The sequence below is a fragment of the Nonomuraea sp. 10N515B genome (assembly GCF_052245915.1).
Classification (GTDB): Bacteria; Actinomycetota; Actinomycetes; order Streptosporangiales; family Streptosporangiaceae; genus Nonomuraea.
Genome location: NZ_JBQQBQ010000041.1, coordinates 72,641 through 94,518, shown reverse-complemented (window position 1 = coordinate 94,518; position 21,878 = coordinate 72,641). Strand labels below are relative to the sequence as shown.

The following is a 21,878-nucleotide window of genomic DNA, read 5'->3' as shown; positions in this document are numbered from 1 at the left end:
GGCGTCGCGGGGACGCCGCTGCTGGCGGACCTGGTCGGCGGAGGCGAGCCGAGAGCGCTGCCGTACCGGGCGGACGGCGACGCCATGGAGTTCGTCGTGCCGTTCGACGACGGACCGGCCGCACTGCTAGTCTTCGACGGCACCGAGGCCGAGCCCGCGCCGCCGCCCCCCGCCTACGGGCACGAGCTCGACCTCGGCGCGGAGTGAGACGTCGAACTCGTGCCCACCCTCGACGACACCTGGGCGGACTTCGGCACCACGAGCGCCACCGTCGAACGCTGGACGCTGCGCACACCCGGCGGCGAGCACGTGCACGCCACCTTCGGCCCGCGGGGCGAGCAGCGGATCGAGGACGGCCCGTGGACGCCCTCGGTGTGGTCGGCCTCGCGCGGGCTGCGCAAGGACCCCATCCACCGCGACACGCTGGGGCCGAAGGGCCACGTGCCGGCGGAGTTCCTCGCCTTCGGCCGCGTGCGGGCGGGCGAGCGGGCCCGCTTCCGCAGCCTGCTCACCGTACCCCCCGGCGGCGGATGGCTCGCGGTGGGTGCGGGCGCCGCCAAGACCGTCTGGCTGGACGGTGCCGAGCAGCCGCTCGACGACGCCGGGTACGCCGCCGTCTCGCGCTCGCCCCTCCCGCCCGGCGAGCAGGTGCTGGAGCTGCTCCTCGTCCCGGACGAGGAGCAGGACCTGCGCGCCTACGCGTGCCTGGTCGCCGATCCCGCCGACGCCGCCCGGCCGGAGTGGATCGGCGGCTCGCTGCTGGAGACGACCGTGCGCCTCGGGGAGCCGCCGTACGAGGTGCTGCAGGTGGCCTCGACGGCGCCCTGCCGCGTGCTGGTCAACGGCGAGGAGGCGGGCAGGCAGGGCGGCTTCGACCCCTACGCGGACGCCGACATCCCGCGGGTGCGCCGCTACGACGTCTCCGGGCTGCTCCGGCGGGGCGACAACACGATCCGGGTGGTGTCGGACGGCTGGGTGCTGGTGGACGGGCTGGTGGTCTCGGGCCCGCACTGGCCGTCGCGCCCGCGGGTACGGCGCCGCCAGCACGGCGACCCCGCCGCGCTGTACCTGCGCCCCCGGCCGCATCCCCTGCCCGCGGCAGGCTGGCTCGACGGGCGCCCCGCCGCGCTGCCCGCTGCCTTCGCCGTGCCCGGCGCCCGGCCGGGAACCGAGCGCTTCCTGCTGGATCCGCCGCCCGGAGTGACCGGGATCGAGGTGGACGCGGCAGCCGGCGCCACGGTCCGGATCGCCGGCGGCACCGAACTGGAGGTGACGACGGCGCCCGGCGCGCAGTCAGGCGCGGCGCTCGCCGGTCCGGTGCGCTTCACCTGCGGTCCCGGCCGGATGCGGCTCGGGGATTGGGAGGAGCGTGGGCTGGCCGGCTACAGCGGTGGCGTCCGTTACCGCACCACGGTCACCGCCGCGGCCGGGCCCGGCCTCCTCGATCTCGGCAGAGTACGCGGCACCGCGGAGGTGACGGTGAACGGGCGGCCGTGCGGCATCCGGGTGTGCTCGCCCTACACCTTCGACGTCAGCCTGGACAGCGGGGACAATACGGTCGAGATCCTCGTGCTCGGCACCCTCGGCCCCTACCTGGACGAGGTCAGCCCGACGCACTTCGTCTTCCCCGGCCAGCGGGTCACCGGCCTGTTCGGCCCCGTACGCCTGCGGTGGGCGGCGGGTGCCTGACCTCGGGGCCGCAGGTCCTGTCAGGCGCTCGGGTTTTCCGGCGGCGCGAGAAGGACGCGGATCAGCGGTGTGGCCAGGCGGAGGATGTCCTCCAGCGGAACGCCGGCCAGGTCCGGCGTGCGCAGGACGCAGCGGTGGGTGGTGATGCCGAACATGATCGCCCCGGCCAGCGCCGCCCGCAGCCGCGGATCCGGCCCCTCCAGGCGCCGGGCGATCCGGTCGATGGCCTCGGTGGTGACGTGCCTGCGCAGCAGCTCGGCGGCCTCCTCGCTGGTCAGGCTGGTGCGCAGGAGCACGGCCATGGGGCTGTCGGGGTCGGCGGCCCAGCGCTGGAGCATGGCACGCAGGTAGTTTTCCGCCGAGGCGGCCGGATCGCCCCCCACGGTGAGCGCGTCGACCTCCAGGTCGAAGGCGACGGCCTCGCGGAAGAGCTGCTGCTTGGTGCCGAAGTATTGGATCACCGAGGACTTGTCCACGTGCGCCTCGGCGGCGATGGCACGGACGGTGGCGCGGTCGTAGCCCACTCTCCCGAACACCCGCCGCGCCGCTTGCAGGATGCGGCGGCGGGTGCGCTCGCCCTTGCGCTCCGGGCCCCCGGCCTGCTCGGCGGCACTGGTCACTGCTGGTCACCTCTCCCGTGCAGGCCGATGCTACCGCCGAGCGCGCCCGGCCCCGGCCTGTCAGTGGCCGGGCTCGCCGAACGGGAACGCCGACATGTCGCCCTCCTGCATCCGCTCGAACGCCTGCCGCATCGACTCGGCGTCGTTCAGATGCGGGAACGGCTCCCCGGCGGGCACGTCCACGCCGAGGAAGGCGCACAGCGGCTCCCACCCCTCCCGCACGTCGAACACCAGCAGCCGCTGCTCGGGAACGCCCTCCTTCACCGCCGCCACGTGCCGCTCGAACACCGCCACGGCCGCGTCCTCGTCCACCATGTCTCCCCCGAAGTGCCAGTCGGAGCCGAAGTAGGCCTGGCCGATCTGGTCCATCGCCGGCCGCATCCGCTCCATGGAGGCGAAGATCTGGCGGACGGCCTCGGGCAGGTCCGCGGGCAGCTCTGCCGACAGGTCCGGGCGGTTCTCGCCGGACAGGAGCATCCGCACGCTGGGATACCACTTGTGCGGGTCGCGTACGGTGAGCACGATCTTCGCCTCGGGGAAGGCGTCGGCCAGTTCCCGCCAGTAGTGGCTGGCGGGCCAGTCCTGGGTCGCCTGGTAGCCCGCGAACACCCGGCTCCAGTCTTCGCGCGTCTTCACTTCGCCGGCGGCGACCGACAGCCACCGGTCGACATGGTCGGGGTGGGTCATCACCTCGGCCATGTGGTAGCAGGGGTCGAAACCCAGCCGTTCCAGCGCGGCCTTCGTCGAGGTGGTGCCGGTGCGCGGAAGACCCGCGCCGATGACCTTGAGCATGTCGACGTCCCCTGTCATGTCCGCTGACCTGTCGCCTTCAGGCTAGGAGGACCGGGGGCAGATCTCAACACTTGTTTATTTCTTCGCTGAGACCTCTCACAGGTATCGCAGCACGAGCGGAACGCCCGGGCCGGCCGCGCGGCCGGCCCGGGCGTCGTGATCAGCGAAGGTCGAACCGGTCGAGGTTCATCACCTTGCCCCACGCCGCGACGAAGTCGTTCACGAACTTCTCCTTCGCGTCGTCGCTCGCGTAGACCTCGGCGAGCGCGCGCAGCTCGGAGTTCGAGCCGAAGACGAGGTCGGCGCGGCTGCCGGTCCACTTGACCTCGCCCGTGGCGCTGTCGCGACCCTCGAAGGTGTTCGCGTCCTCCGACACCGCCTTCCACGTCGTGCCCAGGTCGAGCAGGTTGACGAAGAAGTCGTTGGTCAGCGACCCGGGGGTCGTGGTGAAGGCGCCGAGCGGCGACTGCTGGTAGTTCGCGCCCAGGACGCGCAGGCCACCGATGAGGACCGTCATCTCGGGGGCGCTCAGGGTCAGCAGGTTCGCCCGGTCGAGCAGCAGGTATTCGGCCGGCAGCCGGTTGCCCTTGCCGAGGTAGTTGCGGAACCCGTCGGCGGCCGGCTCGAGCGCGGCGAACGACTCCACGTCCGTCTGCTCCTGCGAGGCGTCCACGCGACCCGCCGTGAAGGGCACCTGGACGTCGAAGCCGGCGTCCTTGGCGGCCTTCTCGACGGCCGCGCAGCCGGCGAGCACGATCACGTCGGCGAGCGAGACCTGCTTGCCGCCGGTCTGGGCGCCGTTGAAGGCCTTCTGGATGCCCTCCAGGGTGCCCAGCACCGTCGCCAGCCGGTCGGGGTCGTTGACCTCCCACCCGCTCTGCGGCTGGAGGCGGATGCGCGCGCCATTGGCGCCGCCCCGCTTGTCGCTGCCGCGGAAGGACGAGGCCGACGCCCACGCCGTCGACACGAGCTGGGACACCGACAGGCCCGAGGCGAGGATCTGACCCTTGAGGGCGGCGACGTCCTCAGCGTCGATGAGCTCGTGCGTCACCGCGGGAAGGGGGTCCTGCCACAGCAGCGTCTCGGCCGGGACCTCCGGGCCGAGGTAGCGCACGATCGGGCCCATGTCACGGTGGGTCAGCTTGAACCACGCGCGGGCGAAGGCGTCCGCCAGCTCGTCGGGGTGCTCCAGCCAGCGCCGCGTGATCTGCTCGTAGACCGGGTCGAACCGGAGCGAGAGGTCGGTCGTCAGCATCGTCGGGGCCACGCGCTTGGACGGATCGTGAGCGTCGGGGACGGTGCCCGCCCCGGCACCGTCCTTCGGCCGCCACTGGTAGGCGCCCGCGGGGCTCTTGAACAGCTCCCACTCGTAGCCGTAAAGGATCTCGAGGAAGCTGTTGTCCCACGTGATCGGGGTGTTCGTCCAGATGCCCTCGAGACCGCTGGTGATCGCGTCGGCGCCCTTGCCGGTGCCGAACGTGTTGCTCCAGCCGAGACCCTGCGCCTCGATCGGGGCGGCCTCGGGGTCGGGGCCGACGTGCTCGGCCGGGCCCGCGCCGTGGGTCTTGCCGAAGGTGTGACCGCCCACGATCAGGGCGGCCGTCTCCTCGTCGTTCATCGCCATCCGGTGGAACGTCTCACGGATGTCGCGGGCCGCGGCGATCGGGTCCGGGTTGCCGTTCGGGCCCTCCGGGTTGACGTAGATGAGGCCCATCTGAACGGCGCCGAGCGGGTTTTCCAGCTCACGGTCGCCGGTGTAGCGCTCGTCGCCGAGCCAGGTGGTCTCGGGGCCCCAGTAGACGTCCTCGTCGGGCTCCCAGACGTCCGCGCGGCCGCCGGCGAAACCGAAGGTCTTGAAGCCCATCGACTCCAGGGCGACGTTGCCGGTGAGGATCATGAGGTCGGCCCAGGAGATCTTCTGGCCGTACTTCTTCTTGACCGGCCACAGCAGGCGGCGGGCCTTGTCGAGGTTGCCGTTGTCCGGCCAGCTGTTGAGGGGCGCGAAGCGCTGCTGGCCGGCCCCGGCGCCGCCGCGGCCGTCGCTGATCCGGTAGGTGCCGGCGCTGTGCCACGCCATCCGGATCATGAACGGGCCGTAGTGGCCGAAGTCGGCCGGCCACCAGTCCTGCGAGGTCGTCAGCACCTCCAGGATGTCCTGCTTGACGGCGGCGAGGTCGAGGCTCTTGAACGCCTCGGCGTAGTCGAACTCCTCGCCGAGGGGGTTGGCCACGGCGGGGTTCTTGGCGAGGATCTTCAGGTTGAGCCGTTCCGGCCACCACTGGCGGTTTCCGCCACCCTGAGTCGGGTGCGGGGCGCGCGTGTGCGCGACCGGGCAGCCGCCTTCGCCCTCAGTCTTCGCGTCTGTGACGATTGCATCAGGGTTCTCAGCCATGGGAATCCTTCCGGACTATGCGATATCGGTGCTCAGGAGATTGCGGGCGCTGGAACAGTCGGAGCACAGGCCCCAGTAGATGACCTCGGCCTCGTCGATCACGAAACCTTGGTCGTTGGACGCCGTCAGGCAGGGCGCCTCGCCGACCGCGCAGTCGACGTCGGCGACGACACCGCACGACCGGCACACGGCGTGATGGTGGTTGTCGCCGACGCGTCCCTCGAACCGGGCCGGGCTGCCCTGCGGTTCGATGCGGCGCAGGAGTCCCGCCGCGGTGAGTGCGTGGAGGGCCTCGTACACGGCTTGGAGGGAGACGTGGCCTACGCGATCACGCACCCCGGAGGCGATCGCCTCGACGTCGAGGTGGTCACCCTGCCGGACGGTGTCGAGCAGCGCGACGCGGGCGGCCGTCACCCGCAGGCCTGCCCCGCGCAGCTCCTCGGCGGCGGTCGGGGTCTGGGGTGCGGTCATGGGCCCAACCTATCTCCATAAACGCGAATAGTTCAAGACAACGAACAGTACAAGTTTAGTCAGCCACAGGTGAGGTCCGTCTCTTCGATGGCGTGACGGGCCGTCCGGATGGCGGGCTTGGCCGCGGCGGTCGGCGCCTTGCCGTCCGGGCTGGAGGCGACCGCATGGACCGAGCCGGCGTGGCCGGTCAGCGTGGCGAGTTCGGCGAGCCGGCCGTGCTCCCCCGTGCGAGTCGAGCGATGGTCTGTGTGCGCTCTGTAGCTATACTCTGTACTAATGCCCCCATCTTGACCCTGGTGACGGACCCTGGCGACGTGGTGAAGGGCAGGGGATGGGGATGGGCGACGACCAGCATGCGCCCGGTCCGCGGTTCACGAGGGCGGGCCGGATCTCGGAGGAGCGGCAACGGCTGCTGTCCGAGGTGGGTGACGATCTGTGGGGGATCGAGCTCCTGCGGTTCGCGATCCAGCAGGCGGTGGCCGATCTTGCCGGGCTGGGCGGCATGGTGCACCTGGGCCGTCCCGGCCTCGGCGGCGGGCTGCGCCTGGTGGTGACCAGCGGCCTGCCTCCGGCCTTCGCCCAGGAATGGGAGCGTATTGACGGAAGCGGCCCGCTCGCCCCGGCACGCGCGTTCCGGGACAGTGCGTTCGTCTGGGCGCCCTTGGCGAACCTCGTCCCTGGCATGCGTGAACCTGACGCGACGGCGGGCGAGTCCCGGGCGTGGCCGGCCGGTACGGCGATGGCGGCGGTCCCGCTGCTCGGCCCGGGCCGGCCGGTCGGCACGTTGTCGGTCGTGACGCTCTCCTCGCAGGAGCCGTCTGCGGGGCAACGAGCCTTTCTCGACCTGCTGGGCCGATGGGCCGGCCAACGCCTGAGCAAGCCCTCCGGACCTCCGCCTGTTTCGAGCCTCCCGGGGAGCCAGGAACAGCCCCCTGGCGCGCATCTCCCGCAGGATCTGCCGGCGGTCGGCAGCTGGGACTGGGACATCCGGACCGGTGACGTCATCTGGAACGACGCGACGCTCACCGCGTTCGGCATCGCTCCGGAGACGTTCGACAGCCGGATCGAGACCTGGTTGGGCGCCGTCCACCCTGACGATCTGCCGTGGGTGCTGGCCGACATCGACGAGGCGATCCGCCTGGGACGGATGTACAGCACGGAATATCGGGTGTGCCGCCCGGACGGGACGACCGGCTGGGTACGGGTCCGCGGCCGATTGGTCGTCGATGAGAACGGTGAACCGGCACGCATGGCCGGCACCCTCTGGGACGTCACCCGGACACACGAGGCATTGGGGACGGTCACCGGTCCGCAGGCGCACAACGCCGAGCGCGCGGCCACGGAGCGGGCCTCCCGCATCAGCCAGTTGACCAGGGCGCTGGCCGAGGCGGTCACGGTGCAGGACGTGGTGGACGCCACCGCCGATCACATCCTGCCGTCGTTCGGCGCCGCCGGACTGATGCTCGCCTTCCGGGAGGGCGACCACCTGCGGCCGGTCGGGTTCACCGGATACTCCGCGGAGTTCATCGAGAGGATCTCCCGGATACCGGCCGGCTCGGGACTCCCGATCGCGGAGGTCCTGCGTCAGCGTAGCCCGCAGTTCATCACCTCGGTCGAGGAGTACATCGAGCGCTACCCGAAGACGGCCGGCCTGCCCGCGGAGGGAGGCAAGAAGGCGTGGGCCTTCCTGCCGCTGATCGCCTCGGGACGCCCGGTGGGTAGCTGTGTCGTCTCCTTCGCCGAGCCGCGCCTGTTCACCGGCGAGGAGCGCAACCTGCTCACCGCGCTCAGCGGGCTGGTCGCCCAGGCCATGGAACGGGCCCGCCTGTACGACAGGGAGCACACGCGCGCCAAGGAACTGCAGCGCGGTCTGCTGCCGCGCGAGCTGCCGCCGCTGCCCGCGGTCACCGCCGCGGCCCGCTACCTGCCCGCCGGCACGGAAATGGAGGTGGGCGGCGACTGGTACGACGTCATCCCGCTGTCGGCGGACCGGGTCGCCATCGTCATCGGCGACGTCATGGGACACGGCGTGTCGGAGGCCGTCACCATGGGCCGCCTGCGCACCGCCGTCCGTACCCTCGCCGACCTCGAACTGCCTCCCGATGACCTGCTCACCCACCTCAACGACCTGGTCAGCGACCTCGGCGACGACTTCTACGCCACCTGCCTGTACCTGGTCTACGACCCCACCACCCGCGGCTGCGTCCTCACCCGCGCCGGCCATCCCCCGCCCGCCGTCGTCCACCCGGACGGCAGCGTGCACTTCCCCGACGCCGACCCGAACTCGCCCCTCGGCGCCGCCACCCCGCCCTTTGACACCGTGGAAATGGACCTGCCCGACGGCAGTCTGCTGGTGCTGTACACCGACGGCCTGGTCGAATCCTCCACGCTCGACATCGACCAGGGCATGGCTCATCTCGCCAAGGCCCTCACCAGCGCCGTCCGCGAGGCGCTGCCCGGGACGGCGTGCCCGCACCGGGATCATGCCGCCGCTCCGGACGCGACGGGGCTTCGCTGCGCCGCATGCCTCGAAGCCCTGTGCGACAGGCTCACCGCCACCCTGCTGCCCACGGACGGCACCACCGACGACGCCGCCCTGCTGATCGCGCGCACCCACGCCCTGCCGGGCGACGACATGGCCTCCTGGCCGCTGCCCGAGCACCCCAAAGCCGCGCGCCAGGCCCGCGAACACGTCCGGGCCCAGCTCAGCGCCTGGAACCTGGACGCCCTGTCGACGACCACGGAGCTGCTGGCCAGCGAGCTGGTCGGCAACGTCGTCCGGCACGCCAAGGGCCCCATCCAGCTTCGCCTGCTGCGCAGCGACGTCCTCACCTGCGAGGTCTCCGACGGCAGCCTCACCACCCCCCGCATCCGCCGCGCCGCAGAAACCGACGAGGGCGGACGCGGACTCCAGTTGGTGTCCGCCCTCTCCCACCGCTGGGGCACTCGCTACACCGCCACCGGCAAATGCATCTGGACCGAACAGCCTCTGAAGGCCACCGCGCCCGCCCTGTTCACCGAGCACAGCGGCCTGGACCTGTACGACCCGCCTGACGATTAGCGGCCCATGACGGTCCCCCGGCGATGGGTGCGCCGTTCCGCACGGAGAGTGCACATCTGGGGACGAACGGCATTTACGGCGGTCTTAGGTGGCTTGATGCACTGTTAGCGCATTGCATACCTATCGGGGAGGAACACCATGAGCTCTGAGCCGGACGGATTCAGCACCGCGGAAACCCTGGGGAACGAGCCGCCCAGGCGCCGCTTCCCCCGTTCCCTGCTGCTGGCCGGCACCACCGCGGTCGTCCTCGTCGCGGGCGCCGGCGTCGCCGCCGCGGCGGCCTTCTCGCCGTCGCCCTCGCCGACACCCACGGCCACCGGCACTGCCGCACCGTCGGCGAGCCCGTCCGGTACGCCGTCCGACAAGGCACCGGGACGCGACCGGGGCTGGGGCCGCAAGATGGGCTTCGGCGGTATGCCCCTTCACGGCGAGTACGTCGTGAAGGACGGCACGGGCGCGTACGTGACCGTCGCTTCCCAGTACGGCGACGTCACGGCCGTCGACCAGGACTCGATCACGGTCAAGAGCGAGGACGGGTACACCAAGGAGTACGTGGTCAACGCAGACACCCGGATCAACCGCGGCAGCGAGGGCATCGACGCGGTGACGACCGGGGAGAAGGTCATGGTCACCGCCAAGGTGGACGGCGGCACGGCCACCGCCGTCGCGATCCATGAGGCGGCCTTGCGCGACGGGCAGGGCTGGCGCGGCAAGGGCGGCCGCTGGCACGGCGACCACCGGCCCGGCCAGCCGCCGACCTCCTCCCCCTCGCCGAGCTCCTCGCCGAGTTCCTCGCCCACGACGACCTCCTGATCGCTGAGCGTCACGCGTCACACCAGGAAGATCAACTCGAGCCCGATCAGCACGTCGAGCACGCCGCACCACTCGGCGTAGGAGCGGGCCACCACCTTGCCACGGCGCAGGTGCACGAAGTCCCAGACGCCGTGCAGCAACCATCCCGCCGCCACCACATAACGGCCTGCCTCCGGGTCGACGACCAGACCGGCCAGCGCCAGCGCGCCGAACCCGATCATGCCGATCGCCTGGAGCCGGAATTCGCCGGACCGGCGCAGGTGCCCGTCGATCGCGCCCCACACCAGCACGACCAGCGCCAGGGCGAGCAGGATCGTGGACGGCGCGACCAGATCCAGCAGCCGCGCCCCGACGATGATCATCATGCCCACGCCCAGCAGCGGCCACGACAGCGCGGGCCTGCGCAGCTTGGCGACGACGAGATACAGCAGCGGCAGGGCGGGCAGGGCCTGCGCGAGGCTCTCCACCTCCTCGCTCAGGCCGCTGCCGCTGCTCAACGACAGGAACGTCAGCCCGATGGCGACCGCGGTCGGCCAGCGGCCCTTGAGTACGCCGATCCAGCGCCTGGGGGTGGGATCGGTGGTGGCGGCTTCCATGGAAGGCCTCCTTGATACGGGGGTGAGGTATGGACGACCTCCAGGCTCGCCGACGCGTGCACCCCTTCGGTAGCGCCGAAACCGCATGTCCACGCGTGGATGTGTCACACGATCGCGTGACATTTGTCATCAGCGGGTCGGGGTACGGCGGCGGCGGGCCGGCGCGGTGGATTGCTGCGACAATGGCCCCGTGCGTGACCTGCCGGTCGATCCCGGGACAGGGCTGACCAACTTCCGGCGCTACACGTGGTGGAGTCTCTTCGGCGTCACCGCGTTCTTCCTGGTCTTCAGCGTCAGGAGCCGGATCACGGACCCGGCGGTGCCGGTCGCGGCCCGGCTCGCCGCCGTGGGTGCCCTGGCGGTCGCGTTGCCGGCCATCGCGGTGTCGATCAGCCGCCGCCTCCCCCGGGCCGACCTCGACCCGGGCGGCGCGGACCCGGCCGGGCGGCCGCCGGTGCGGTGGCTGGTGGCCGGGGGCGCGGGCGCGGTGGTGCTGGGCGGAATCCTGCTCGCCCTGCGGGACTACGGGCCGTGGTCGTTCGGCCCGGCGATGATGGTCTCGATCGTCGCCATGTTCGTGCCGGCTCGGCGCCGGTGGCTGCTGATCGCCACGGCGGCGGCGGTCGCGGCGGTCCTCGGCGGGGTCACGGCCGCGCTCTCGGAGCATGCGGTCGTGTTCGCGGCGGCGTTCCCGGCCGGGCTGGTCGTCTTCACCGGCTGGGTCATGCTCGGCATGTTGTGGGCGTGGGACGTCGCGGAGCGGCTGAACGCGGCCCGCCGGTTGTCGGCGGAGCTGGCGATCAAGGACGAGCGGCTGCGCTTCGCCGCCGACCTGCACGACATCCAAGGCCACCACCTGCAGGTGATCGCGCTCAAGAGCGAGCTGGCGGCCCGGCTGGCGCCGGCCGACCCGGCTCGGGCGGCCGAGGAGATGACGCAGGTGCGGCGGCTGGCGACGGACGCGCTGCGCGACACCCGCGCCGTTGTCCAGGGTTACCGCCGGGTCACGCTGAAGGAGGAGATCGCGAACGCGACCGGAGTGCTCGCCGCGGCCGGCATCGACGCCCGGATGGAGCTCGACTCCGCCGCCGCCTCTGACCTCCTTCCCGAGCCGGGCAGGCATCTGCTGGGCCTGGTGATGCGGGAGGCCACCACCAACGTGCTGCGCCACAGCCGCGCCCGGCACGCGGAGATCGCCTACCGGATCATCGGCGGCCTGGCCTGCCTCCGGATCGGCAACGACGGCGCGCCCGGTCCGGGCACCAGCCCTGGTCCGGCCACCGGCGGCGGGGCCAGGGCCGGCGTCGATGGAGACGCCGGTCCCGGTCTGGGCACCGGCCTCCCTGCCCTCGCTGAGCGGCTGCGGGCCGCGGGCGGCGAGCTGACCTGGCGGCATGACGGCGACGACTTCGTCGTGACCGCCACCCTGCCGGTGGGGGCACGATGATCCGCCTGCTGATCGCCGACGACGAGGACCTGATCAGGGGCGCCCTGGCGGCGCTGCTGGAGCTGGAGGAGGACCTGACGGTGGCCGCCGAGGCCGCCACCTCCACCGACGCCGTGCGCCTGGCCCGCGCGCACCAGCCCGACATCGCCGTGCTGGACCTGGAGATGCCGCCGGCCGACGGCCTGCGGGCCGCCGAGGAGATCAGGGCGGAGTCCCCCATCAAGATCATCCTGGTCACGCGGCACGCCCGGCCGGGAGTGTTGCGCCGCGCGCTGGCGGCGGGGGTGAGCGGGTTCGTGCCCAAGACCACACCTGCCACCAGGCTAGCGGAGATCATCCGCGACGTCGCGGCCGGACGACGGTACGTCGATCCCGACATCGCCGCCTCCGCGCTGACCGAGGACGACTGCCCGCTCAGCGACCGGGAGCTGGAGGTGCTGCGGGCGTCACGGACGGGCGCCTCGGTCAGGGAGATCGCCGCCCAGGTCCATCTGGCGCCGGGCACGGTACGCAACTACCTGTCGGCGGCCATGGCCAAGCTCGGCGTCAGCTCCCGCCACGCGGCCGCCCACCGGGCCTGGGAGGAAGGCTGGATCTGATGATCATTTGGCGGACCTTTCGGGGACGTGGGCGAGCTTGTCGGGATTGCTGACGGTGTAGATGTCGCGGACCTGAGAGCCGTCGGAGTTCAGGTCGACGACCATGACCGCGTACGGGGCGTTCTCCACGAACAGCACCGCGCAGGGATCGCCATTGACCTGGCGGTATTGGAGGTCGAGGCCGTCACGAGTCTCGGCGGCGCTGGAAACGAGCACGCGGGCGACCTTGTCGCGGCCCCGGATGGGACGCGGGCCGGCGGCGTCCGACTTGCCGCCGCCGTCGGACCACAGCGTCACGTCGGGCGCCAGGAGTTCCATGAGCGCCTGGAGGTCGCCACCGAAGGCGGCGGCCACGAACCGCTCGGTGACCTGCTTCTGGAGGTGCGCGTCGACCTGAGTGCGGGGGCGGCGGGCCTGGACGTGTTCGCGGGCCCGGTGCGCGAGCTGGCGCACGGCGGCGGGGCTGCGGTCGATCATGGCGGCGATCTCGGTGTGCTGGTAGGCGAACACCTCATGCAGGATGAACACCGCCCGCTCCAGCGGCGTCAGCGTTTCCAGCACCACCAGCAGCGCGAGCGAGAGCGTGTCCGCGCGCACCGCCTGCTCGGCGGCGTCGGCCGCGGTGACGAGGGGTTCGGGCAGCCAGGGCCCGACGTAGGTCTCGCGGCGCCGGCGCAGGGCCGACTGCTGGGCGAGAGCCTGGTTGACGGCGATGCGCACCAGGTAGGCACGCGGGTGGTCGACGCGCTCCCGGCTCGCCGACGACCAGGACAGCCAGGTCTCCTGCAGCACGTCCTCGGTGTCGGCGACGCTGCCGAGCATGTTGTAGACGATGGAGAACAGCAGCTCACGATGGTCGGCGAACACCTGGGTGGCATCGGGCATCACCGGCCCCCTCTCTGTGTGACTGCTGCCTTGAGCCCGCAGAGGGGTCGATATGTGACATCCGCGGTGAGAAATGTGACCTGGATCTCATCCGCGGCAAACCCCTTCACCGTCAGGAAACGCTGACGACTCCCCCTGGGGCCGGGGCGGGGCCGGATCGCAGGACCTGCCAGTAGACCTGTTCGTAGGCCGCGGCCATGGTCTCGGCGCTGAAGCACTGCTCCACGTGCTTCCTGCACGCGTGCGGGTCGATGCGCTCGATCGACTCGATCGCCTCGGGCAGCTCGGCGACGGTCTGCAGGACGTAGCCGGTGCGGCCGTCGGCCACGACCTCCGGCACCGCGCCTCTGCCGAGCGCCACGACGGGCGTGCCGCAGGCCATCGCCTCGATGAGCACCATGCCGAACGGCTCCTCCCATTGGATGGGGAACAGCAGGCAGCGGGCGGCGGCGAGCAGCTCGCGTTTGCGGGCGGCGTCGGCCTCGCCGACGTAGGTGGCGTCGGGGCCGAGCCGGGGCCGGACGTAGGCGTCGAAGCAGGCGTGTTCGGCGGGCTCGGTGAGCTTGCCGGCCAGAATGATGCGCCGGCCCGCCGCGCGGGCGGCGTCGATGGCGAGATGGGCGCCCTTGTATGGGTGGAACCTGCCCAGCCACAACACCCACTCCTCCTTGCCGGGCTGGAAGGGGTAGGTGTCGACGTCGAGCGCGTTGTGCACGGTGGCGACCCAGCCGAGGTCGGGCGCGTGCCGGCGCTGAGCCTCGGAAATGGCCACCAGGCAGATGTCGGCGCCCAGCTCCCGGTAGCACTCTCCCAGCTCGCCGTCCGCGGGGCCGTGGCAGGTGACGACGGTCGGCACGGCGCGACAGGCCGCGGTCAGGGGGCCGGCCAGCGAGTGATCGTGCACGATGTCGGCGTCCAGTCCGGCCAGCAGCCGCCGGGCGCGGGCGGCGTGCAGCAGCTCGGGCAGCGGGTCGCCGATCCGCTCGGACGGCGGCCGCGCGTAGGTGGGCAGGAACCTCGCCGGCACCGTGGTGTGGCCGGCGCCGATGAGGGTGACCTCGTGCCCGCGCCGGTCCAGCCCGCTGATCAGGCCGGCCAGCATCTCCTCGATGCCGCCGTACGCCCGGGGCGGCACGTCCTGCCAGGGCGGGGCGATCATGGTGATGCGCAGCCGGCCACCCGGCCGCCGGCTCTGCTGGGCCCTCTCCATGCGCCCGTCGGCGGCGGTCATGGCGTCGCCAGCCCGTAGGTGCGATCGGCCACGCCGGCGCGGCTAATGGGCGGGCGGGGTTCGGTGAGCAGTTCGATGCCCTCCGGCACGCCGGACACGACGGCCGTCCGCCCGTCCCTCCCGACGCTGACGGTGAGCCGGGCGCCTGCCACGGGCAGGTCCCTGATCTCGAGCTCGCCGAACCCGTCCGGCAGCGCCGGGACGATCCAGATCTTCCCGTACGGCACCCAGGGGTCCAGCCGCAGCAGGGTACGCAGCAAGTGGATGGGCGCGGCGGCGGCCCAGGCCTGCGGCGAGCAGGACGTCGGGTACGGGATGGGCTCGAAGAACTCTGCCCGGTCGAACCCGCAGAACAGCTCCGGCAACCGGCCGCCGAACGCCTGCCCGACAGCCAGCAACCCCATCGCGATCCGCTGGGCCTCCTCGATGAAGCCGTACCGCATCAGCCCGGCCGCGATGATCGCGTTGTCGTGGGGCCACACCGAGCCGTTGTGGTAGCTCATCGGGTTGTAGGCCCCCATCGACGTGGCCAGGGTGCGCACCCCGTAGCCGGTGAACATCTCATCCGACAGCAGATGCTCCGCCACCGAGGCCGCCCTGGCCTCGTCCACGATGCCGCTCCACAGGCAGTGGCCCATGTTGGAGCCGAGGCCGTCGATGGGCCGCCCCCGGCGGTCCAGGCCCATCGCGTAGTAGCCGGCGTCCGGAAGCCAGAAGCGCTCGTTGAAGGCTCGCCTGATCGCCATGGCCCGCTCCACGCAGCGTCGTTCCGTCGCCTCGTCGCCCTGCTCGTGGGCGAAGTGGGCGCGCGCGAGGTAGGCGGCGTAGACGTACCCCTGCGCTTCGGCCAGGGCGATGGGCGGGCGGGCGATGGTCCCGTCGCTGAAGGTGATGCCGTCGAAGGAGTCCTTCCACCCCTGGTTGATCAGCCCGCGGTCGGTCTTGCGGCGGTACCACAGGAGCCCGTCGGGTCCGCCGTACTCCTCGATCCAGGTCAGCGCGGCATCGGCATGGGGCAGCAGTTCCTCGACGGCCTCGGTGTGCAGGCCCCACCGGCGCAGCTCGCCGAGCAGCATGACGAACAGGGGCGTCGCGTCGACCGAGCCGTAGTAGGCCTGGCCGCCGTACGGGGACGCGCCGTCCTGCACGCCGTAGCGCAGCTCGTGCAGGATCTTCCCCGGCTCCTCCTCGGAGAGGGGATCGACCTTGGTGCCCTGCAGCCGGGCCAGGCGCCGCATCGTGCCCAGCGCCATCGACTGGTCGAGCGGCAGCGACATCCAGGAGGTCAGCAGCGAGTCGCGGCCGAACAAGGTCATGAACCACGGCGCCCCGGCGGCGATCGCGGGCGGCTCCTGCGGATGGTGCCGGTCGAACAGCCGCAGGCTGCCCAGGTCCTGCCTGGAGCGGCGCATGACCTGGACGAGGTCGGCGTTGGTGCTGGTCAGGACCGGGCTCTCGCGGGTCCACGCGGCCAGGCGACGGGCCGGCTCGGCATGCTCGATGGAGTGGTCCGCGGGGAACCACGCGGAGGTCTCCACCCCCTCGATGATCGGATTGACCACGAGCTTCGTCCGCCACTCCGCACGAGGGGGAACCACCACCTGGAAGGTGAGCAGCCCCGGCGTCGCCGCCACCGGCGTGCCCGGTGGCTCGACCGCGATCCGCGCGCCCCGCGCCCGGCTGGCCGACAGCACCTCCAGCCCCGACTCGGTGGGGGTCATCTCCACATCGGGGACCGGCCGGACCCGTTCGGCCTTCACCTCGAACAGATCGGCCACGTCCGCGCCCACCTGGACGGTCACCACGCACCCCGCCGGCTCCTCCGACATGTTGCGCAGCACCAAGTCCTCGCGCAGCCCGCCGCCGACGTAGCGGTCTCGCACGACCAGCAACGTGCTCTCCACGGTGCCCGGCCGCGGCCGGGCCTTGCCCACGAACGTGGCGTGGTACGGCGCGGCCGAGATCGTCTGCAGCGGCTCCACGGGATAGTCGTCCACCTTCAGCACCCACCGCGACAACAGCCGGGTGTCGGCATAGTAGACACCCTGCGCGGCGCCGTGGATGATGTCGCCGCCACGCTGGCACAGGCAGAACGAACCGCCCTCCACCAGCGTGATCGTCTCTCCCAACGCCTCCGGTTGCCCCTCGAAAGTCCACGCGCTCATGGACGTGCCCCCTCGCTGTCCCCCACCCCGGTACATGCCCGCTGCATGCCGCCTGACGCCATGACCTGGGGATCCGACGGGCTGGGCGCGGCCGCGACGCCGCTCGGCATGACCGCGCCGAGGTTTGGTATTCAGGAGTACATGGGCTACGCCGAGCTCAGCCTGGCCACCTTGGACCGCGTCGATGAGGCGCGGCGGCCCCGCATCGATCCGCGCCTGCTGCGGCCGCGTATCGTGCACGTCGGTCTCGGCGCGTTCCACCGGGCGCACCAGGCCCTCTTCACCGAGGAAGCCGCGGCCCGCTCGGGCGAGCCGTGGGGCATCGCGGCCGTCGCCCCCCGCTCGGCGGCCACGGTCGAGGCGATGCGCGCGCAGGACTGCCTGTACACGGTGACCGACCGGGTGCCCGGCCCGCTGCGTCCGCGGGTGGCCGGTGCGATCGTCGAGGCGCTGCTGATGCGCGCGGACGGCGCACGGCTGCGGGACCTGCTCCGTTCGGAGGAGGTCCCGGTCGTGACGCTGACCGTCACGGAAAAGGCGTACCACCGCCGCGCGGACGTCGTCGCCCGGCTCGCCGGCGGACTGGCCGGGCGCTACCGGCACGGCGGCGCCCCGATCAGCGTCGTCTCCTGCGACAACATGGCCGGCAACGGCCGGGTCCTGGCCACGGTGGTGCGCGAGTTCGTCGCCGCGTCCCACTGGCCGGACCGCGAGCGGTTGCTCGACTGGATGGCGGCCTCGGTCGCCTTCCCCGACACGGTCGTCGACCGGATCGTGCCCGCCACCACCCCCGGCGATCAGCGGGAGGTCTCGGCGGCCCTGGGGCTGCGCGACGCCGTGCCGGTGCTCGGCGAGCCGTATCGGCAGTGGGTGCTGGAGGACCGCTTCGCCGCGACGCGCCCGCCGTGGGAGCTCGGCGGCGCGGTCTTCGTCGCCGACGTCACGCCCTACCAGCTGCGCAAGCTGCGTCTGCTCAACGGGGCGCACTCCGCGATGGCCTACCTCGGGTCCGCGGCCGGCTGCCGCACGGTCGCGGAGGTGCTGGAGACCGGGTGGGGGGAACGGTTCGTGCGCGCCTTCGGTGCGGAGGTCGCCGCGACGCTGCCGGGTCCGGCACCCGAGGCGGCCGCTTACGTCGACCGGCTGGTCGAGCGCTTCCGCAACCCCGAGCTGCGCCACCTGCTGCGGCAGATCGGCTCGGACGGCTCCGCGAAGATCCCCGAACGCTGGTTCGACCCGCTGCGCGCCCTGCGGCCCGCGCCCATGCTCGAACTGGCGCTGGCCGCCTGGGTGAACGCCACCGGCCCCGACGGCCTGAGCTTCGGCATGACCGACCCTCAGGCGCAGGCGCTGGCCGGCTGCCACCGGGGTGCGGCGGGCCCGGGCGAGGTGGTGGCGCGGCTGCTGCGCCTGACCGGCGCCCCTGATCTCGCCGAGCGGGCGGACCTCACCGCGGCGGTCGCCGCCCACCTCCCCGCCCTGCGTGCCGGGCGCGTCGACGTCTGACCGGGCGGCTCACCAGGACAACACCAGGTCGGCGAATCTCGCGGGCTGCTCCAGGTGCAGGAAATGCCCGGCCTCCGGCCACACGACGGTCGTGGAGCGTGGATGCGCCGGCAACCCCGCCTCCCAGCGCGCTGCCTCCGGCACGTTGTGGACGGCGAGCACCGGGCAGACCCGCCTGGCCAGATACCGCTCGGACTCCCGGCGCACCCCGAAGGCCCCCGGCAGCGTGTACATGCCGGCGTAGCATTCGGCCAGCACGTGCCCCGGCGTGGCCAGCAGCTGCTCGGCCACCGGCGCGGGCAGCGGCCCGAGCTGCCGCGACGCCGCGTCGGCGCCGTCGGCCCGCAGCGCGGCCAGGCGGCCGGGGATGAGCCGCTCCTCGGCCTCGTCCGCCCCGTAGGCCGGGGCGACCACGACCATCGCGCGGACCGCCGAAGGGTGCTCGACCGCCAGCGCGGTGACGACCTGGCCGCCCATGGAGTGCCCGACGGCCACCACGGGCTCCTCGATCCACGGCAGCAGATCGCCGGCCAGGTCGGCGGGGGTGTAACCGGTCGCCGGCGCCGGGGACCTGCCGTGGCCGCGCAGGTCCACGGCGATCACCCGGCGCTCGCCGAAGTCGAGCGCGTCCCACACGCGGTGGTCGCCGCCCCATCCGTGCACCAGGAGCAGCGGCGGGCCGGCGGACCCCCGCGTCTGGGCGTGCACTCTCATCGGCGTCAGTCCTCCAGGTACAGGACCACGGTGCTGAGCGGCTCGACCTCGATCGGGCCGCCGAGCCTGACCTGCCGGCCGGTGCCCAGGTCGCGGGCCGTGCCGGGACCGGTGGTGTAGAGGCGGCGGGCGCGCTCGCCGTCGGTGTTCATCCCGATCAGGTAGCGGCCGTAGGAGCAGCGGTAGAACTGCGCCTTGCCCACGAAGAGCGTCTCGACGCCGGGGAAGTCCACGCCGAGCGCCGGGTCGGGCACGTCGGCGGGGTGCGGCGCGACTTTGAGCACCTCGCCGGCGAAGGCCTGGTGCAGCTCGGGGCCAGGCGGCGGGAAGCCGCCGGGCGGGATGTGGGAGGCGGCCGGGTCGTTGATGGCGAAATTGAAGCAGACCCAGTCCTGCTCGGTCCAGATCTCGCCGGTCGGGGAGACGGAGCACTGCTGGCGGAGCGTGGCGACCCGGTGGGTGTCGGGGGTGATGTGGTGGACGCGGGCCAGGTTGTTCACGGCCTGCCTGGCCCGCCAGTAGAGGCAGGCGTAGAGGATCTCCTGGCCGTTCTTGATGGCGACGACGCCGTTCTCCTCGTCGGCGAAGACGAAGGAGGGCGCGTCCCAGTCCATCGGGAAGGCCTGCGGCCGCGCCGTACGGGCGGTGAAGGCGGGCCAGTCCCGCGCGAGCAGGCGCAGGGCGACCACCCCGACCCGCGACCAGGAGTGCGTCTGAAGCAGGTCGAGACCGCCGAAGAACTGGTTGTCGGCGACCATGCGCTGGCCGCGGCCCACCAGGGCGGGATCGTCGAAGACCGCGGAGGCCATGAGCGGGTGGCCGTCCCAGTCCACCCGCTGGGCGTAGGTGACGACGCCCGGATAGTGGTCGTCGCGCCAGCCGACCGCCGCCTCCAGGCGCATGGTGCGGTAGCCGTCGTTGTCGACCTCGGGGTAGCGGAACACCGCCCGCGCGTTGATCATCTTGACCAGCTGGGCCTCGAGCTCGGGATCCTTGACCCCGTCAAAGCGAGTGACCGCCTCATACAGCAGCACCAGCCAGCAAGTGACCTCGCCGTAGCTGCCGACGTACCCCAGCTCCTTGGTCAGCCCCTTGCGCGTGGCCTGGTAGAAGTGCTCGCCCAGCGGCTTGCTCGGCGTGCCGGAGGCGTCCTCCCTGCCGAGGAAGGGCTTGAGCCCGACGGCCTGGTGGATGTAGTCGCGGGCCTTCTCCTCCGCCAGCGGCGCCTTGTCCGGATTTATCAGCATCAGGCCGCGATTGCAGCGGTAGATGCCGAGCGCGCAGATCTGCACCTGGTTGCTGTAGTGCGGCATGTGCCGGCGCCAGTACGCGATGGACTCGGTCATCATCTTCGTGTAGGCATCCCGCCGAACCGGCAGATCCCCTTGGTCCGGCTCGGTGGCCCCGGCCAGCGGGGTGACCTCGACGTCGTCGAACCAGGCGGTCCCGCCGCCGTGGACCCGCACGTCCAGCCGGAGCTCGACGGCGGTGACCGGCGTGGTCAGCTCGGTGGCGATCTGGGTCCAGTCGTTGGTGCCGGTGGGCGCGAAGACCCTCTGGTCGGTGCCGACGATCTTTCCGGCCAGGTCGTAGAAGAGCACGTTGAGGTACGCGCCCGGGGCGGCGACGTTCTCGGTCCTGACCCAGACGCTGTAGCGGTGCTTGCCCTGGCCGATCAGCGTACGGTTCTGCGAGGTGCTCCACCCGGCCACGGCGCCCGCGTCGGCGGCGACCTTGACCGAGAGGGAGCCGCCGTGCGTGACGGCGTCGTCCCAGAGCCAGGTGGCGGTGCCGGCCCATCGGGCGCTCGTCCAGCCGGCCGGAGCCGTGCCGCCGCGCTCGAAGCCGGGGTTGGGCGCGCCCACGGCCCTGGCCCCGATCTTCCGTTCCAGGCGGTCGCCCAGCACGTCCTTGAGCAGGACCAGCACGTGACCCACCTTGCCGAAGCCCTCCCACTGCTGGTCGGAGGCCGTCAGCACGGTCGGGTCGGTGAGCCACTTGGTGTAGCGCGCGTCGATCGCGGCCAGCACCTGGTCGATGGCCTCGGGGTTCTGGTAGGCGGGGCTGCCGGGGTAGAAGTAGCCCTCGGCCAGACTCAGGTAGGCCCAGGAGTCCATCGAGGCGGCGCTGCCGCCCAGCCAGGTGCGATGCTCTCTGACCACCCTGGCCTTGATCGTCTCCAGGACCTCGGGTCCCGGCTCGGGCCGGACGGGCGCCTCGGGCGCGGGGCCCTGGATGCCGTCTCCGGGAAAGTACGGCTCCTTGTGCGTGAAGATCCGGTAGAAGGGGCGGGTCGGCTTGTTCAGCGTGCGGTAGAACTCGGCGGCGTTCTGGCCGTAGCCCCAGACCCGGCCCATCGCCCGGATCTCCAGCGTGACCTGCTCCTTGTCCTTGGTAATCGCCTCGGGTAACGGCAGGGTGTGGTAGTGGAAGCGGCCCGGCGCGTGCGCGTCCAGGCTCAGGATGTCCAGCGGGTCGACCGCGCCCAGGTGGTAGTGGCCGACCTGCTCGCCCTCGCAGAAGAGCTGCAGCCGGGACTGGTCGGCCTCGGTCGGGGCGCGGTCGCCGCCCCAGAGTTTGATGGTGACGTACGTGGTGCCGTCAGGCACACACTTGACGGTGCAGGCGACGGTGCCGCCCCAGGCGCTCGCGGGCGTCTGGGGGTTGAGCACGCGGGCGCTCTGACCGAGCGCCCCTGCCACCACGTCGGACCCCGCCGGGGTGACCGCGTGGGCGGCCTCCGACGCCGCGTCGCCGAAGATCACCTCGTCGAGTGGCCGGCCGGGGCGGGCGGTGGCGGCCGCCGCGGGCCCGGACAGCAGGCTCCAGCTCGCGGCGGCCGCGGCTCCGGCGCCGCTCGCGCGGAGCAGGGCACGCCGGGACAGTTCGGGCTTCAT

Annotated in this window: 17 protein-coding genes; 7 read left to right on the top strand and 10 right to left on the bottom strand. The window is 72.2% G+C overall.

From position 1 onward, the window contains the following. On the top strand, positions 1-207 hold a 207-nt coding region (locus ACTWQA_RS41080; RefSeq protein ID WP_443164303.1), incomplete at its 5' end, for a hypothetical protein. A 12-nt stretch (positions 208-219) separates the two neighbouring features. After that, positions 220-1,689 carry a hypothetical protein gene (locus ACTWQA_RS41075; RefSeq protein ID WP_443164302.1) on the top strand — a complete coding sequence of 490 codons (1,470 nt, stop codon included), beginning with the start codon at positions 220-222 and terminating at the stop codon, positions 1,687-1,689. A gap of 20 nt (positions 1,690-1,709) precedes the next feature. On the opposite strand, the gene ACTWQA_RS41070 is transcribed toward ACTWQA_RS41075, so the two are convergent. The 4 genes from ACTWQA_RS41070 to ACTWQA_RS41055 form a co-directional block, all read right to left on the bottom strand. Continuing rightward, complete coding sequence (locus ACTWQA_RS41070; RefSeq protein ID WP_443164301.1) at positions 1,710-2,309, bottom strand: TetR/AcrR family transcriptional regulator; 600 nt, start codon at positions 2,307-2,309, stop codon at positions 1,710-1,712. 60 nt (positions 2,310-2,369) lie between these two features. Beyond that, positions 2,370-3,119: a sulfotransferase family protein gene (locus ACTWQA_RS41065; RefSeq protein ID WP_327581359.1), complete on the bottom strand. Its 750-nt coding sequence runs from the start codon at positions 3,117-3,119 to the stop codon at positions 2,370-2,372. Positions 3,120-3,261: 142 nt separating this feature from the next. Beyond that, complete coding sequence (gene katG / locus ACTWQA_RS41060; RefSeq protein WP_443164300.1) at positions 3,262-5,493, bottom strand: catalase/peroxidase HPI; 2,232 nt, start codon at positions 5,491-5,493, stop codon at positions 3,262-3,264. A gap of 15 nt (positions 5,494-5,508) precedes the next feature. Next, entirely contained in the window at positions 5,509-5,964 is a 456-nt protein-coding gene (locus ACTWQA_RS41055; protein ID WP_327581357.1) for a Fur family transcriptional regulator, read from the bottom strand. A 337-nt stretch (positions 5,965-6,301) separates the two neighbouring features. Between ACTWQA_RS41055 and ACTWQA_RS41050 the strand changes: the two genes are divergently transcribed. Further along, complete coding sequence (locus ACTWQA_RS41050) at positions 6,302-9,025, top strand: SpoIIE family protein phosphatase (RefSeq protein WP_443164299.1); 2,724 nt, start codon at positions 6,302-6,304, stop codon at positions 9,023-9,025. A 138-nt stretch (positions 9,026-9,163) separates the two neighbouring features. Beyond that, entirely contained in the window at positions 9,164-9,838 is a 675-nt protein-coding gene (locus tag ACTWQA_RS41045) for a hypothetical protein (RefSeq protein ID WP_443164298.1), read from the top strand. A 17-nt stretch (positions 9,839-9,855) separates the two neighbouring features. Here ACTWQA_RS41045 and ACTWQA_RS41040 read toward each other — a convergent pair whose 3' ends face one another. After that, positions 9,856-10,434, bottom strand: coding sequence for a hypothetical protein (locus ACTWQA_RS41040; RefSeq protein WP_443164297.1), 579 nt, complete (start codon positions 10,432-10,434; stop codon positions 9,856-9,858). Positions 10,435-10,624: 190 nt separating this feature from the next. Between ACTWQA_RS41040 and ACTWQA_RS41035 the strand changes: the two genes are divergently transcribed. After that, a complete protein-coding gene (locus tag ACTWQA_RS41035) occupies positions 10,625-11,881 on the top strand; it encodes a sensor histidine kinase (RefSeq protein WP_443164296.1) in 1,257 nt (418 codons plus the stop codon). After that, a complete protein-coding gene (locus tag ACTWQA_RS41030) occupies positions 11,878-12,480 on the top strand; it encodes a response regulator transcription factor (protein ID WP_327581352.1) in 603 nt (200 codons plus the stop codon). The genes ACTWQA_RS41035 and ACTWQA_RS41030 overlap by 4 nt, the downstream gene beginning before the upstream one ends. Before the next feature lie 3 nt (positions 12,481-12,483). Here the strand turns inward: ACTWQA_RS41030 and ACTWQA_RS41025 are convergent, their stop codons facing one another. The 3 genes from ACTWQA_RS41025 to ACTWQA_RS41015 form a co-directional block, all read right to left on the bottom strand. Then, positions 12,484-13,365 carry an RNA polymerase sigma-70 factor gene (locus tag ACTWQA_RS41025; protein ID WP_443164295.1) on the bottom strand — a complete coding sequence of 294 codons (882 nt, stop codon included), beginning with the start codon at positions 13,363-13,365 and terminating at the stop codon, positions 12,484-12,486. 112 nt (positions 13,366-13,477) lie between these two features. After that, positions 13,478-14,596: a glycosyltransferase family 4 protein gene (locus ACTWQA_RS41020; protein ID WP_443164294.1), complete on the bottom strand. Its 1,119-nt coding sequence runs from the start codon at positions 14,594-14,596 to the stop codon at positions 13,478-13,480. Continuing rightward, positions 14,593-16,761: an amylo-alpha-1,6-glucosidase gene (locus ACTWQA_RS41015; protein ID WP_443164293.1), complete on the bottom strand. Its 2,169-nt coding sequence runs from the start codon at positions 16,759-16,761 to the stop codon at positions 14,593-14,595. The genes ACTWQA_RS41020 and ACTWQA_RS41015 overlap by 4 nt, the downstream gene beginning before the upstream one ends. A gap of 60 nt (positions 16,762-16,821) precedes the next feature. Here ACTWQA_RS41015 and ACTWQA_RS41010 point away from each other — a divergent pair, with 60 nt between their 5' ends. Further along, positions 16,822-18,267: a hypothetical protein gene (locus tag ACTWQA_RS41010; protein WP_443164292.1), complete on the top strand. Its 1,446-nt coding sequence runs from the start codon at positions 16,822-16,824 to the stop codon at positions 18,265-18,267. 9 nt (positions 18,268-18,276) lie between these two features. Here the strand turns inward: ACTWQA_RS41010 and ACTWQA_RS41005 are convergent, their stop codons facing one another. Next, complete coding sequence (locus ACTWQA_RS41005; protein ID WP_443164291.1) at positions 18,277-18,981, bottom strand: alpha/beta fold hydrolase; 705 nt, start codon at positions 18,979-18,981, stop codon at positions 18,277-18,279. A gap of 5 nt (positions 18,982-18,986) precedes the next feature. Next, positions 18,987-21,878 (bottom strand): hypothetical protein, encoded by a 2,892-nt coding sequence (locus ACTWQA_RS41000; protein WP_443164290.1) that lies wholly within the window; start codon positions 21,876-21,878, stop codon positions 18,987-18,989.